Annotated in this window: 13 protein-coding genes (1 of these 13 only partly in view); 11 read left to right on the forward strand and 2 right to left on the reverse strand. The window is 59.9% G+C overall.

Annotated features, from left to right (window positions below):
• The 3 genes from J3P77_RS14230 to J3P77_RS14240 all read left to right on the forward strand — a co-directional run.
• Positions 1-267 carry the 3' portion of a hypothetical protein gene (locus tag J3P77_RS14230; RefSeq protein WP_434677248.1) on the forward strand. Its footprint begins 102 nt before the window's first position, so only the last 267 of its 369 coding nucleotides appear in the window; its start codon lies beyond the left edge, outside the window; its stop codon occupies positions 265-267.
• A 138-nt stretch (positions 268-405) separates the two neighbouring features.
• On the forward strand, positions 406-1,290 hold the full coding sequence (gene rhtA, locus J3P77_RS14235) for a threonine/homoserine exporter RhtA (protein ID WP_434677249.1): 885 nt from the start codon (positions 406-408) through the stop codon (positions 1,288-1,290).
• 173 nt (positions 1,291-1,463) lie between these two features.
• Positions 1,464-1,778: a hypothetical protein gene (locus tag J3P77_RS14240; protein ID WP_434677250.1), complete on the forward strand. Its 315-nt coding sequence runs from the start codon at positions 1,464-1,466 to the stop codon at positions 1,776-1,778.
• Between the two features lie 36 nt (positions 1,779-1,814).
• Here J3P77_RS14240 and J3P77_RS14245 read toward each other — a convergent pair whose 3' ends face one another.
• Together J3P77_RS14245 and J3P77_RS14250 are read right to left on the reverse strand one after the other, a co-directional pair.
• Complete coding sequence (locus J3P77_RS14245) at positions 1,815-3,623, reverse strand: M24 family metallopeptidase (RefSeq protein ID WP_434677251.1); 1,809 nt, start codon at positions 3,621-3,623, stop codon at positions 1,815-1,817.
• 58 nt (positions 3,624-3,681) lie between these two features.
• Positions 3,682-4,851 carry a cysteine desulfurase family protein gene (locus J3P77_RS14250; protein WP_434677253.1) on the reverse strand — a complete coding sequence of 390 codons (1,170 nt, stop codon included), beginning with the start codon at positions 4,849-4,851 and terminating at the stop codon, positions 3,682-3,684.
• A gap of 944 nt (positions 4,852-5,795) precedes the next feature.
• Here J3P77_RS14250 and J3P77_RS14255 point away from each other — a divergent pair.
• The 8 genes from J3P77_RS14255 to rfaH are packed head-to-tail and all read left to right on the forward strand — an operon-like array spanning position 5,796 to position 14,236.
• Positions 5,796-6,590 carry a hypothetical protein gene (locus J3P77_RS14255; protein ID WP_434677254.1) on the forward strand — a complete coding sequence of 265 codons (795 nt, stop codon included), beginning with the start codon at positions 5,796-5,798 and terminating at the stop codon, positions 6,588-6,590.
• Between the two features lie 45 nt (positions 6,591-6,635).
• Entirely contained in the window at positions 6,636-7,757 is a 1,122-nt protein-coding gene (locus J3P77_RS14260; protein ID WP_434677255.1) for a DegT/DnrJ/EryC1/StrS family aminotransferase, read from the forward strand.
• A 4-nt stretch (positions 7,758-7,761) separates the two neighbouring features.
• Positions 7,762-9,276 (forward strand): lipopolysaccharide biosynthesis protein, encoded by a 1,515-nt coding sequence (locus tag J3P77_RS14265; protein ID WP_434677256.1) that lies wholly within the window; start codon positions 7,762-7,764, stop codon positions 9,274-9,276.
• A 3-nt stretch (positions 9,277-9,279) separates the two neighbouring features.
• On the forward strand, positions 9,280-10,215 hold the full coding sequence (locus tag J3P77_RS14270; protein ID WP_434677257.1) for a glycosyltransferase family 2 protein: 936 nt from the start codon (positions 9,280-9,282) through the stop codon (positions 10,213-10,215).
• Positions 10,205-10,657, forward strand: coding sequence for a low molecular weight protein-tyrosine-phosphatase (locus J3P77_RS14275; RefSeq protein WP_434677258.1), 453 nt, complete (start codon positions 10,205-10,207; stop codon positions 10,655-10,657). The genes J3P77_RS14270 and J3P77_RS14275 overlap by 11 nt, the downstream gene beginning before the upstream one ends.
• Positions 10,658-12,874, forward strand: coding sequence for a polysaccharide biosynthesis tyrosine autokinase (locus J3P77_RS14280; protein ID WP_434677259.1), 2,217 nt, complete (start codon positions 10,658-10,660; stop codon positions 12,872-12,874).
• A 53-nt stretch (positions 12,875-12,927) separates the two neighbouring features.
• Positions 12,928-13,716, forward strand: coding sequence for a WbqC family protein (locus J3P77_RS14285; RefSeq protein WP_434677260.1), 789 nt, complete (start codon positions 12,928-12,930; stop codon positions 13,714-13,716).
• A gap of 4 nt (positions 13,717-13,720) precedes the next feature.
• Positions 13,721-14,236, forward strand: a complete 516-nt coding sequence (gene rfaH / locus J3P77_RS14290) for a transcription/translation regulatory transformer protein RfaH (protein WP_434677261.1) — start codon at positions 13,721-13,723, stop codon at positions 14,234-14,236.
• Positions 14,237-14,312 lie beyond the last annotated feature (76 nt).

Raw genomic sequence — 14,312 nt, forward strand, 5'->3', positions numbered from 1 at the left:
AAGTTTCAAAGTTTCCTTATTCACTTCAACCACTTGCGCCTCGATCAACTCTGCGTTGCTCGTCAGCGGGAGGCGAATTCTACAGCGTTACAACCGCGTGTCAAACTCTTTTTTCTCACCGCTGTCGATCAACCTGATCGACGCCACTTCTTCGCTGACCTCACCCTCAAAACCTTGCAACTCGTTGATTCGCAAGGCTTTTTCGTTTCCGTCTGCGCCGGAAGTGGGGCGAATTATAGAGAGATTGAATCAGGCGTCAACCCCTAATTTGACCTTCGATGAAATTAACCCGTTAACCACCACCTAAGGGCCCCAAGGATCGTTGAATGCGCATTATATTGCCCAACTCACGCACATAGACCATGATGTAGTGCACTGAAATCAACGACCCGGACACCAGCCACAATGAAAGGCCTTCCAGGCAAGTCTGCCTCCCTGCTGTTTCCTCTGTTTCTTCTATTGATCGCGATGGCGTCTATCCAGACCGGCGCGTCTCTGGCGAAAAGCCTGTTCCCCGTCGTCGGCGCTCAGGGCACCACTACGTTGCGGCTGGTTTTCGCCAGCCTGATCATGCTGATCATCCTGCGCCCCTGGCGCGCACGGCTGACCGCCAGGTCGCTGCGCACGGTGATCATCTACGGCATAGCGTTGGGCGGGATGAATTTTCTCTTCTATATGTCACTGCGCACTGTCCCACTGGGTATTGCCGTCGCGCTTGAGTTCACCGGTCCGCTGGCAGTCGCTCTGCTTTCGTCGCGCAAGGCTGTCGACTTCGTCTGGGTTGTATTGGCATGCATCGGTCTGCTGCTGCTTATTCCCACCGGAGCCTCAAGCGCGCAACTCGACCTGCCGGGGGTGTGCTACGCGCTCGGCGCGGGGGTGTGCTGGGCAGCCTATATACTGTTCGGCCAGAAAGCCGGTGCCGACAACGGCGTCCAGACCGCTGCGCTGGGCGTGATGATCGCCGCTCTTTTCATAGCACCCATCGGCATCGTTCACGCAGGGCCCGCATTGTTCGATCTTGCGCTGATACCTGCCGCGGTCGGCGTAGCCGTTTTGTCCACCGCCCTCCCCTACAGTCTGGAGATGGTCGCCCTTACGCGCATGCCGGCGCGCACGTTCGGGACCCTCGCCAGCCTTGAGCCGGTATTCGCTGCACTCTCAGGCCTGATCTTCCTGCATGAAATGCTGACGGTTACCCAGTGGCTGGCCATCGGCGCAATCATTGTGGCCTCGATCGGCGCGACGCTCAGCTCCTCGTCCAAATCCCGGCTGGTGCCAGCTGACTGACCAGTCAGCCGGACGCGCACGATAAGGCACTAGCATTTGTTTCGCGGTTGAGCCATGTTAAGCGCTGTCCGGTCCCGGATCCGAGATACGACGGAACGGCTGAAGTGCGACTGACAGACGAATTGCGAGCTGCGCCTGACAAAGGCTCAGATCGGTGCTGGCTAAGGAATTGAATGAAATACATCTTTATTGCGTTGGCTGTACTGGGGCTGGTCGGTTGCGCCGCCACTTCCAAGCCGATCAAGCAAGGCAAACGAGGCATTCACATCAATTGCTCCGGCCTGTCGTCGTCGTGGGACAAGTGCTACACGCTGGCCTCCAGTGCCTGTACGTCGAAACGCTACAAGGTCATCGCCAAATCCGGCGACGCGGTGGAAGAACCCGGTGATTACCCTTTCGGATTGAATCCGGCCGGTTATACCAGCCGCAGCATGATCATCGTCTGCCGCAAAGGTGCGCCAGGGATAGTCAGCGAGCCGCAACCCTGAGGTTGCGGCACACCAACAACAATTGCGAACCTGCAATCAGATCGCGACGGTTCGGGCATTCAGCCATTGCAGCGCTGCCCCTTCCACGAGCGGACTCACACGCTCCCTGACCTGCGCGTGATAGTCGTTCAGCCAGCGCCGTTCTTCCTCACTCAACAGTGAAACCTCCAGGCACCGCGTGTCGATCGGGCACAAGGTCAGCGTTTCGAATCTCAGGAAGTCACCGAATTCGGTTTTCCCCGCCTCCCGATTGAGCACGAGGTTCTCGATTCGCACGCCCCAACGTCCCGGCCGGTAAGTGCCCGGTTCGATCGAAGTGATCATGCCCGCTTGCATTGCGGTTTGCGGCGTGGGCGCCGCCTGATAGGCGATGACTTGCGGCCCCTCGTGCACATTGAGGAAGTAGCCCACTCCGTGCCCGGTGCCGTGCCCATAGCTGACGCCGTCGGCCCAGATCGGCGCGCGTGCAATGGCGTCCAGCAACGGTGACAGGATCCCTGCGGGGAACTGCGCGCGAGACAAGGCGATCACCCCCTTGAGTACCCGGGTGCAGTCCAGCTTCTGTTCTGCGCTGGGCGTGCCAACCGCAACCATGCGGGTGATGTCTGTCGTCCCGCCCAGGTACTGTCCGCCGGAGTCGATGAGCAACAGGCCGTCACCTTCGATCTGCGCATGCTCTGCTTCGGTGGCTCGGTAATGCGGCATTGCACCGTTGGCATTGAAGCCTGCGATCGTGGCGAAGCTGGGCGAGACGTACCCCGGACGGCGCTCACGTGCCTGTGTCAGCTTCTCATCAATGGTGAGCTCGCTGACAGGCTCGTTCCCGAGCGCGCTGTCCAGCCAGGCAAAAAATTCGCAGAGCGCGGAGCCGTCCTGCTCCATCGCCTGACGGATATGCTGCGCGTCGTTTTCGGTCTTGCAGGATTTGAACAGCGTCGTCGGATTCAGACCCTCGACCAGCGCGACCTCGCTGTTCAGGTAATCGAGCAGGCCGCAGGTCACTCGCGCTGGATCGATCAGCAACCGCGCGTCTTTCGGGACTTCGCGCAGAGCGGCACCGATCTGGGTGTATTCCAGCAGCGTCACACCGTCCTGCTCCAGGCTGCGGCGCACGGCGCTGTCCACTTTCCGCGAGTCAACGAAAAGCGTCACGCTTTGCGGCCCGATCAACGCAAAGGAGATAAAGACCGGGTTGTACGAAACGTCCGCGCCACGCAAATTGAACAGCCAGGCGATGTCATCAAGCGTCGCAATGAAATGCCAGTCCGCCCCGCGTTCGCTGATGACCTGACGCAGCCGCGCCAGCTTTTCTCGCCTGGCGACAGAGGCCTGCGGCGCCAGGTGCTCGTAGATTGGATTGGCCGGCAAGGCGGGACGGTCGCCCCACAGCTCGATAAGCGGATCCATGTCGGTGCGCAGCCTGGCCCCACGCGCATACAGCTCGCTGGCCAGTGTTCGGGAGGACGCCACGGCAAGGACTGCACCGTCGACCGCCACTACCGTATCGGCGGTCGCCTGCGCAGCCAGCCATTCGAGCGGGCCTTTCTGGCCTGGCATTAGCTTGACCAGCTCGATGCCGCTGCCGGCCAGCTCCTTGGTCGCCTGCTCCCAGTAGCGGCTGTCGGCCCACACGCCAGCAAAATCCTGGGTAATGATCAGAGTCCCGACCGATCCGTGGAAACCGGACAACCACTGGCGCCCCTGCCAATACCCTGGCAAGTATTCGGAAAGATGGGGGTCCGCCGAAGGCACCAGCCAGGCGTCGATCCGTTCCCGGCTCATAAGGGCGCGAGCTTGCACCAGACGTTCGGCCGCCACTGCACCGGTTTTGGATTGCGTAATCATCGATTCTCCTGCTGACCCGGAATTAACCCCTACATCGGGTCAGATAATGGAGCACGCGTCACGACTGAGCAACCGCCCAGAAGGGTCGCGCCTTGATCGCTGACCGGATCAGCGTCGCTGCGCGGTCGATGTCGGCTTCTGTCGTGTAGCGCCCCATGCTCAGGCGGATGGTTTGAGCTGCGGCAGCGGCGCTGTGCCCGAGCGCAAGCAATACATGCGATGGCGCATTCTTCGCTGAATTGCAGGCTGACGTAGAAGAGAACGCCAGCCCTTTGCCCAGCAAGCCAAGGTCGAGGTCGCCCGCACTGAACGTCAGATTCAGCGTGTGAGGAATCCGCGAGCCCGGACAACCGTTGACGTTCACTCCGGGAATTTGCGCAAGGTGTTCGCGTAACCGTGCATTGAGCCGTGCAAGATGAGCCGTTTCAAGCGGCAGCGACTGTGCGGCAAGCTCGAAGGCCGCACCCATTCCAGCGATCTGGTGGGTGGCCAGCGTGCCCGAACGCAGACCTGACTCATGTCCACCTCCATGGATCTGCGCCTGTACCCGCTGTTCGGCGCGCGGCCCGACATATAACGCGCCAATGCCCTTGGGCCCGTAGATCTTGTGCGCCGAAAGCGACATCAGGTCCACCGCCAATCCGGCCAGGTCAATGGGCATCTTGCCGGCCCCTTGGGCCGCATCCACGTGAAACAGTGCCCCGTGCTCGCGCACCAGTCGACCGACCGCAGCGATATCGGTCACTGTACCAAGTTCGTTGTTGACCACCATCAGCGAGACCAGAAACGTATCCGCCCGCAACGCGGTGCGCACCGCGTCAACAGTGATCAGCCCGTCGGTATCAGGCTCAAGCCAGGTCACCTCAAATCCAGCCTCTTCAAGCTGCTGCACCGTATCGAGCACCGCCTTGTGTTCGATACGGCTGGTGATGATGTGGCCGCGCGCCCGACGGCCTCGTGCCTGAGCGACGCCCTTTATCGCCAGGTTATTGGATTCGGTCGCGCCGGAGGTCCAAACGATCTGCGAGGCCTGTGTGCCAACCAGCCCCGCGACCTGCGCGCGAGCCTGCTCCACAGCCAGTCGAGCCTGCTGACCGAACGCGTGGCCGCTCGACGCGGGATTGCCAAAATTACCCGACATGCCAAGGCAATCGACCATGACAGAAATGACGCGCTCGTCTACCGGTGTGGTGGCGGCATAGTCAAAATACAGTGCAGTAGTGTTCATGGCTTCCTCTCGAACTCGCGAGCCGGTAAGACGAAAAGCTGGGACGCGGGAACGTCGACAGGCCAACCCGGCGGTCTTGCCATCATGCACTACCCGGATTAGAACCAAATATTATTAATAATTATGTGCATATACTGCGGGCGTCTATACACCGTCTGCTGCCGCTGCCGACTCCGCCGCATCGCAGCTAAAGTGCAGGCGTTTAATTTGAAAAACGTTGTCCGCCGGGCCAGGTATTGACCTCAACTTTAACCGGATGGCGACCGGACTGCGTATATTGGAATCCGGAAAAGGGCCCGCGCCCATAACGCCCATGGCGTTCGCCTGCTGATACACCCACGCGGCGATACCATGCACGAGACGGGCTCAATGGGTCGGAAGTGCGAAACGCGGGGCTAACAACGAGCTTTGTAAAACCGCCTGAAAAATGCCAGGAAATTCGCTACATGCACGTGCTGGTTTTTTGACTCCCTTTGAAATCAAAGGTTTAGTTTTACTAAGAAACCATTTATCAAAAATTTAACAGAAAGCTGACGAAATAATTTGACAGAATCGCTGACGCCACCAATATATATGCGTGTCAGACACCTCCTGATCTGTTCGCCACTGCCATAGAGCAATGCGCAGGAAGTTGTCAGCAGTGACCCTTTCCGTTTCGCCCACGAAGTTAGTTGTATCCACGGTGCTTATCATTTGTGCCGGTGGATGTCTGTTGGCTCCCACAAACTTTGAAAAAGACTGAACGCGTTCGGTGTGGCGGTAGCTTTGCCCAAAACAAAGCAAACGTCTGCAATGCGGTTCATCGCAACCTCGTGGGTGAGGAAAAGAATTCGATGTAAATGCCTGGATCGAGCGATTCGGGCGGTAGCGTGCCCGAACCCGACATACCAGGCAGCCGTATCGCTTTTGGTTTTTCGCCTCCCAACCTTCAGAGGTGTAACTGAATGCCAATTCCGTCCGATTTCAGTCCCCAGCAGATTCAAGCGCTGGCACAGGACATCGACACCCAAGGCTTCGTCAGGCTCGAAAATGCCCTGAGCGCTGCCGACCTTGAACAACTGCGTGCTTTCACTGACAGCCGGGCGGCCACTCATCCCGGCGAGTACTTTGCTTACCACGGCGAAGCGGCACTGGCCGAGAGCCGGCTGGCAAGCTTCTGGACCGATCCGTCGTTCAAGCAGTTGATGGCCGGCCTGTTCAACCAGGCTGCAGGACGCGAAAGCCAGAGCAATCAGATATTTCCGGTATTGCGTTGCGTACAGGGCGACGTCGGGCGCCGCGAATCCAACTGCTTTCATTACGACGCCAGTCTGGTCACTGCGCTGATCCCGATCTACATCCCGGTGGAAGGCGAAGAGACCGGGGACCTGATGCTGTTCCCCAACATCCGCAAAGTCCGCAATAACGTCGTGCTCAACGTCATCGAAAAATCGCTGATGCAGAACCGGTTCGGCCGCTGGCTGACCCGCCAGGCCATCGAACGCGGCTGGGCCAAGCCACGCGTGCTCAAGCTTCAACCCGGCGATATCTACCTGTTCTGGGGCTACCGCACGCTGCACGCCAATCAGCCTTGCAGCCCTAACCTCAAGCGCGCGACGGCCATCATGCATTTCGGCGACCCGCACAGCGGCAGCGCCGCTACCCGCTTCATCCTCGGGCTTAACCAGAGACGCGCCGCGCGGCGCAGCGCTCAGACCACTATCGCGCCTCCCGAAACCACACCGCGCCCGCAGCCGTAATCGCTGTCGGGCAAACCCCGATTCAACGTAGACATGGAGGCTTCGATGATTAACGTGACCAAAACCTACCTGGGTGATATCGACAAGTTTCAACGCTATGTCGAAGGCATCTACGCCCGTGGCTGGTTGACCAACCATGGCCCGCTGGTGGGTGAACTGCAAGAACGGCTCAAGGATTACCTGGGCGTCAAGCACATCATCCTGACCAATAACGGCACCCTCGCCTTACAGGTCGCCTATCGTGCTCTGGGCCTGGCCGGCAGCGCCGTGACCACGCCTTTCAGTTTCGTCGCCACCACCAGTTCGCTGCAGTGGGAAGGCATCCGGCCGATCTTCGCCGACATCGACCCGCTGACCTGGAATATCTCGCCACAGAACATCGAAAGCTGTATCGAGGCGGACACCACCGCGATCGTCGGCACCCATGTGTTCGGCAATCCGTGCGCCGTAGACGCTATCGACCAGATCGCCCGCAAGCACAATCTGAAGGTGGTGTATGACGGCGCGCATGCATTCGCGGTTCGCCATGGCGGCCAGTCGGTGCTCAACCGCGGCGACATCAGCACGCTCAGCTTCCACGCCACCAAGCTGTTTCACACCATCGAAGGTGGCGCGATCATCACCAATGATGATGACCTCGCCCGGCGCGCGTATCTGCTGTGCAACTTCGGCATCGCCGATGTCGACAGGATCGACGGCATCGGCATCAACGCCAAGCTCAACGAGTTCTCCGCAGCAATGGGCCTGTGCATTCTCGACAACATCGAGAACATCCTGGAAGAACGCGCCGAGATCGCTCACCGCTACACCTCGCGACTGGAAAACTACCTCGACCTGCAGCAGCCTGAAACCGACAGCCAGCTCAACCACAGCTATTACCCGGTGGCGCTGCGCGACGAACAGCAGCTGATGAGCGCTCGCACGTCGCTCAATGCACGCGGTATCAATCCGCGCCGTTACTTCTATCCGTCGCTGGACACACTGGAATATCTGCAACCGCAACTCGGGCAGCCGGTCTCGCGGGCCTTGAGCGAGCGTGTGCTGTGCCTGCCGATCTATCCCGGCCTGCAACCCGAGGACCAGGACCGGGTGATTCACACCCTGATCGAGGAATGCAGTCTGGGCAGTCTCACCTATCAGGTTCCGGCCGTGGCGCAGGTTGTATAACGCCATGCAGAGCAAGGTATCCGTCGTCCGCAGCACCGCCCTGAACTACCTTGGGCAGGCATACGTCCTGCTGATCGGCATTCTGATCATGCCGTTTTATCTGGTGCATCTGGGTGCGGAAGCCTATGGCCTGATCGGATTTTTCGCAGTCTTGCAGGCCTGGCTGCAACTGTTGGATGCGGGTCTTTCGCCCAGCCTGGTGCGCGCTGTCGCCCATCAGCAAGGCACGCCTGCCGGCGACCGAACGCTGGGCCGGTTGCTGCGTTCGTTCGAGATCATTTTCCTGCCGCTGGCGGGTCTGAGCTGCCTGGTGATCTACATCGCCAGCCCATGGATTGCCGTGCATTGGCTCAACGCTCAAGCGCTGGACCAGCAGACGCTGATCAACTGCATCGGCCTGATGGGCGTTGTGACCGCCTTGCGTCTGTATTCGACGCTCTACAAAAGCGGCATTCAGGGGCTCGAACAGCACGCCTGGCTCAACGGCGTCAATGTGTTCATCGCCACGTTGCGCTACCTCGGGGGCCTGCTGCTGGTCAGCTATTACTCACAGGATGCGCAGGACTTCTTCGAATTCCAGGTGCTGATCGGCCTGATTGAAACCCTGATATTTGCGCTGCGTGCCTGGCGGCAAATGCCGGTCGGACGCTGGCTGGCCGGCTTTGACTGGCAACTGGTCAGGCCGATTCTGCCGTTTGCCGCCAGCATGTCCGGGACAGCCGTGCTGTGGATCGTGCTGACGCAGATGGACAAGGTGCTGCTTTCCGAGCTGCTGCCACTTGACCAGTACGGTTACTTTTCGTTGGTGGCACTGGTCACCAACGGGATTCTGATGTTGACCAATCCATTGGTGCAGGCCTTGCTGCCGCGCCTGACGGTGTTGATCGCCGAAGGTCGTCATCAGGACATGCAGGCGCTGTTTCTGCTCGCCAATCGTTTCACCTGCACTTTTCTGTTTCCGCTCGCGGCGGTCATCGCCATGCACGCCGAGCCGCTGATTTTCGCCTGGACCGGCGATCAGGCGGCCGCGCAATGGAGCCGCTCGGTGCTGCCCTGGTACGCGCTGGGCAGCGCCATCATGGCCGCCAGCGCCTTTCAGTTCTACCTGCAATACGCCTACGGGCAAATGCGACTGCACATCTGGTACAGCGTGATTTCCGCCTTCGTTACCGTGCCGGTGATGCTTCTGGCTATCGACTATCAGGGTGCCTATGGCGCGGCGCTGGCCTGGTTCTTCCTGCGCGCGGTGTCGTTCGCGGTATGGCCGATGATCGTTCATCAACGCCTGGCGCCAGGTATTCACGGCCAATGGCTGCGTGACGTATTGCGTATCAGCGCGATGACCGGGGTCGGCGTGCTGGTCAGCGAGCCGGTGTTTCGCATGATCGCCGATCAGAGCCGCATCGGCGTGCTGCTGGCGCTTGCCGCCAGTGGCCTGATTACGCTGCTGGTGGTCGCGGCAAGCTACAAGCCGCTGGCTGTGAGGATCTTCATCTTGTTCAGCAAACCGAGTACATGAGCCATGGATGCCACCGCAAACATCGCGGGTCAACGCCCGCCCCAACCGCCTTTGCTGAGCATCGTGTGCCCGGCCTACAACCAGGAAGGCTTCGTCGCCCAGACGCTGGACGGGTTTCTGTCTCAACAGACCAGTTTCAGCTTCGAGATCCTGATTCATGATGACGCGTCCACCGACGGCACCGCGCGCATCATCGCGCAGTACGCCGAACGGTACCCGGACATCATCCGGCCGTTCTACCAGCAGGTGAACCAGTTCCGCCAGGGCAAGCCGTGCGTGCCCAACCTGTTCGCCAAGGCACGCGGGCGCTACATCGCCTACTGCGAAGCGGATGACTACTGGACCGATCCGCGCAAACTGCAATTGCAGGTCGACTTTCTGGAGAGCCATCCGGACTACGTGCTGACTTACCACGACGCGATTTCCTTCGACGTCAACGGCCAGTACGACGTGCAGCTGCAGGGCAAATTGCGCGCTGATGCCACGGCGCTGGAGCTGCAGAAAGCGAGACCGATCTCGACGCTGACCGCCTGCTTTCGCAACGTGTTCTGCAGCATGCCCCCGGAGCTGCAAATGGAAGTCGCCCCGCTCAATGACCTGTGCTGGTGGTCACTGCTCGGCGCCTACGGCAAAGGCAAGTTCATGGCCGAGATCAAACCCGCCGCGTATCGCCTGCACCCCGGCGGCATCTTTTCCATGCGCAGCAACAAGCGCAAGTTGCACATGAGCCTGCAGACCTGCTCCAGCCTGGCCAACTATTACAACCGCCTGGGCAATCAGGACCTGTACGAATACTTTCTGATGCAGGCCGTGGGCTTGTCGCTGTCGGCGCTGGCCCCGCGAAACAAGATCCAGACGTTGCTGATGGTGGCGCGAAACTTCAGCGTCAATATCGGCAGACGGTTCATCTCGGCATTCGGCAAACCTCATGTTCAGTGACGTGCTGGTGGTCTGCGTCGGCAACATCTGCCGCAGCCCGATGGCCGAAGCGCTGTTGCGTCAGCGACTGCTGGCGCCCGGCGTGAAGGTGCACTCGGCCGGCATCGGCGCAGTCTCCGGCACGCCGATGGACCCTTTCGCCATAACAGTGCTGCAGGCCAATCGCGTACCGGTAAGGCCCCATGCAGCACGCCGGGTGGACCGAGAAATGCTGCACGAGGCCGAGCTGATTCTGCTCATGGAGCGAGCGCACTTGCTGAACGTCCTGCAACTGGCTCCGGAAGTACGCGGCAAGACGTTTCTGATCGGCAAGTGGCAACGCAAGCCGGAAATAGCCGACCCCTATCGGCGCCCCCAGTCAGCCTTTGAACAGACCTTTGAACATCTGTCGCGCTGCGTCGATGACTGGCTTCCATATCTTCAGTCTGGAGAAACAAGATAAATGACCGTCATGAACCGCTCCTCCCTGGATTACTACCAGGACACCCGGGTCGATTTGGCAACTATCTTGCGTGTGTTGTTCGACCATAAAGGTCTGATCATCGCGATCGTCAGCCTGTTTTTCGCGGTGGGCCTGGCCTACGCGATTCTCGCCACGCCGATCTATCAGGCTGATGCCATGATTCAGATCGAACCCAAGAAAGTCGGTATCGAGGGCACCCCCGAGGTCAACAACAAGCCGATGTCGGTGTCCCAGGCGACCACCGAAATCGAACTGATCAAATCCCGCGCGCTGCTGGGCAAGGTCGTCGACGATCTGAAGCTCAATATTGTGCAGAAGCCGGACCTGTTTCCAGTGATCGGCCCCTACCTGTACCGCACCTTCCAGCCCGAGCACGACGGCGCGCTCGCCGAGCCATGGTTTGGCATGGATCAGTACGCCTGGGGCGGAGAGCGGATTGATGTGTTCCAGCTGGAAGTGCCTGAGCAACTTTTGGGGGAAAACCTGACCCTGGTAGCGGGCAAGGCCGGCGCCTTCACCCTGTACGACAAGGACCGCACCCTGCTGCTGAACGGCACAACCAACCGGGTTGTGGAAGGCAACGGTGTGAAGGTGCAGATCGCACGTCTGATCGCCCGTCCTGGTACCGAATTCACCCTGTCGCGTCTGCGCACCCTGAATGCGGCGCTGGATTACCAGAATCGCTTGAAGATCACCGAGGCCGGCAAGGACTCCGGGATCATCTATCTGTCTCTGGAAGATCCGGACCCGGATCGCGCCAACCACATCCTCAACGAAGTCAGCCGCCTCTACGTGCGCCAGAACGTCGAACGCAGTTCCGCTGAAGCCGCTCAGCGCCTGGAATTCCTGCGCTCGCAACTGCCGATGGTGCGCAAGCAGCTGGAAGCGTCCGAAGTGGCGCTGAACAACTTCCAGACCAGCGCCAAGTCGGTGGACCTGAGCATCGAGACCAAGGGCGTGCTTGACCAGGTCGTCAAGCTCGACTCGCTGCTGTCCGAACTCAAGCTCAAACGTGTCGAAACCGAACGGTTGTACACCCCGGAGCACCCGACCTATCGCGCTCTGCTCAGCCAGATGGGCCAGCTCGAACAGCAGAAACTGGGCCTGCTGAAAAAAATCGAAGCCTTGCCGCAGACCCAGCAGGAACTGCTGCGTCTGACCCGCGATATGCAGGTCACCAGCCAGACCTACACCCTCATGCTTAACAAAAGCCAAGAGCAGGACATCCTGCGTGCCGGCAGCATCGGTAACGTGCGGGTGATCGACAACGCCGACACCAACATCGAAAAACCGGTCAAGCCGATGAAAACGCTGACCGTGCTGTTCGCCACGCTGCTGGGCATGCTGGTCGCCGTGATCGTGATCTTTGTTCGTCAGGCCTTCTCGCGGGGCGTGGAAAGCGCCGAACTGATCGAGAACATCGGCATGCCGGTTTACGCGGCTCTCCCGTATTCCCGCCAGCAGGAGCGTCTGGAAAAAAGCGCCAAGGGCGGCACCGCGAACAACGAGACCGCGCTGCTCAGCGTTACGGCACCCAACGAGCTGGCGGTCGAGTCACTGCGCAGCCTGCGCACCAGCCTGCACTTCGCCATGCTTGAGGCGCGCAACAACGTGCTGATGATCTCCAGCCCGACTCCCGGCGCGGGCAAGTCGTTCGTCTCCAGTAACCTGGCGGCAATCATCGCCCAGACCGGCAAGCGCGTGCTGCTGATCGACGCTGACATGCGCAGAGGCTACTTGCACCGCATGTTCGGCCTGCAACCCAAACATGGACTGTCGGACACACTGGCGGCGCGTCTCAAACCCAGCGAAGTCATCAATCACACCCAGATCCGGCATCTGGATTTCATCTCCTGCGGGTTCGCGGCACCCAACCCGTCGGAGCTGCTGATGCATGACAACTTCAACAAGCTGCTGACCGAGCTGTCGCCGCAATACGACCTGATTCTGGTCGACACGCCACCGATCCTCGCGGTGACCGACGCAACGCTGGTCGGCCGCCAGGCCGGCACCTGTCTGCTGGTCGCCCGTTTCGGCCTGACCACCATCAAGGAGATCGAAGCGAGCAAACGGCGTCTGGGTCAGAACGGCATCCTGATCAAGGGCGCGATTTTCAACTCGGTCGTACGCAAGGCATCCACGTCCGATTACGACTGTGCCGCCTACGGCTACAGCTACCACCCCGTCCGCAAATGAACGTGCACGGCTGATCACTTCAATCCACACCCGCCATTCAAATGGAGCTCAACATGGCCCGGACCATAGCAATGATGCAGCCGTACCTTTTTCCCTACCTGGGGTACTTTCAACTCATCGCGGCAGCGGACGTGTTTGTGCTGGGGGATGACCTGCAATTCATCCGCGCCGGCTGGGTGAACCGCAACCGCATCCTGTGCAATGGCGATGCCCGACTGATCACCTTTCCGCTGAAGAAGGATCATTTCGAGCTGCCGATCATGCGCCGCCAGTTGGTGGACAACTTCCCGGAGGAAGCCAACCGCATCGTCAACCTGATCCGCCAGACCTATCGCAAGGCGCCGTTTTTCGCTCAGGTCATGCCGCTGCTGGAACGCCTGATTCGCTTTCCCCAGTTGAACCTGGCTCTTTATGCAGAAAATGCCATTCGTGAGCTGTGCGCCTACCTGCAGATCGACACGCCGATCCTGCGCGGTTCAGACATTGCGCTGGAATCCTGCACAGACAAGCAGGACCGGGTGATCGGCATTGCGCGCACCCTGTCGGCCACCACCGTACTCAATTCCATCGGCGGCCTGGAGCTGTATGACCGCGATCATTTCGCCCGCAACGGCCTGCTGCTGCGGTTTTTCAAGATGGACCCCGTCGTTTACGAGCAATTCTCGCAACCGTTCGTGCCCAACCTGTCGATCATCGATGTGCTGATGTTCAACAGCGTTGAGCGCATCCAGCAGCTGCTGAACTGCTGCAACGTCGACCAGAACGCGGCCGCCAACGACGCTTATATGCGTCTGGGCTCTGAGCCGCTTGCAGCCCTTTCCCCGCAACTGGCCGTGGAGTGACGACATGTCCCTGTATGACAACCCGGTACGCTGGTATCTGATTCAAACCAAGCCTCGTCAGGAAGCACGCGCGCAGGAGCACCTGCAGCGCCAGCACTTCGAGTGTTACAGACCGCTGAAGTCCGATCCGCTCAAACGCCGTACCGCAAGGCCGCAGAGCGAGGAGGAATTGTTCCCTGGTTATCTGTTCATCCGCATGGATCAGGTACATGACAACTGGTACCCGATCCGTTCGACCCGGGGCGTGGCGCGCATCGTGACCTTCGGCGGGCAACCGGTGCCGGTCGGCGATGACCTGATCGAACAGATCCGCCAGCGCCTGAGCGCGCCTGCCCCCAGGGCTGTGTTCACCCATGGGGAAATGGTGCGCATCACAGCCGGCGGCTTCAGCGACGTGGAAGCGATTTTCCTCGCTGCCGACGGTACCGAACGCGCTGTAATCCTGCTCAACCTTCTGCAGCGCCAACAGAAAGTGGTCCTGCCGATCAGCAGCCTGGTGCGCATGGAAGCCCGGGCCTGAACGATCGATGTCGAGCGCCTCATCCATCGCGCCACGGATGAGGCGGCAGTATCCGGGCCAATGTCACATTCCAGAC

This window comes from Pseudomonas sp. R1-18 (assembly GCF_051132095.1).
In the GTDB taxonomy this organism is placed as follows: domain Bacteria; phylum Pseudomonadota; class Gammaproteobacteria; order Pseudomonadales; family Pseudomonadaceae; genus Aquipseudomonas.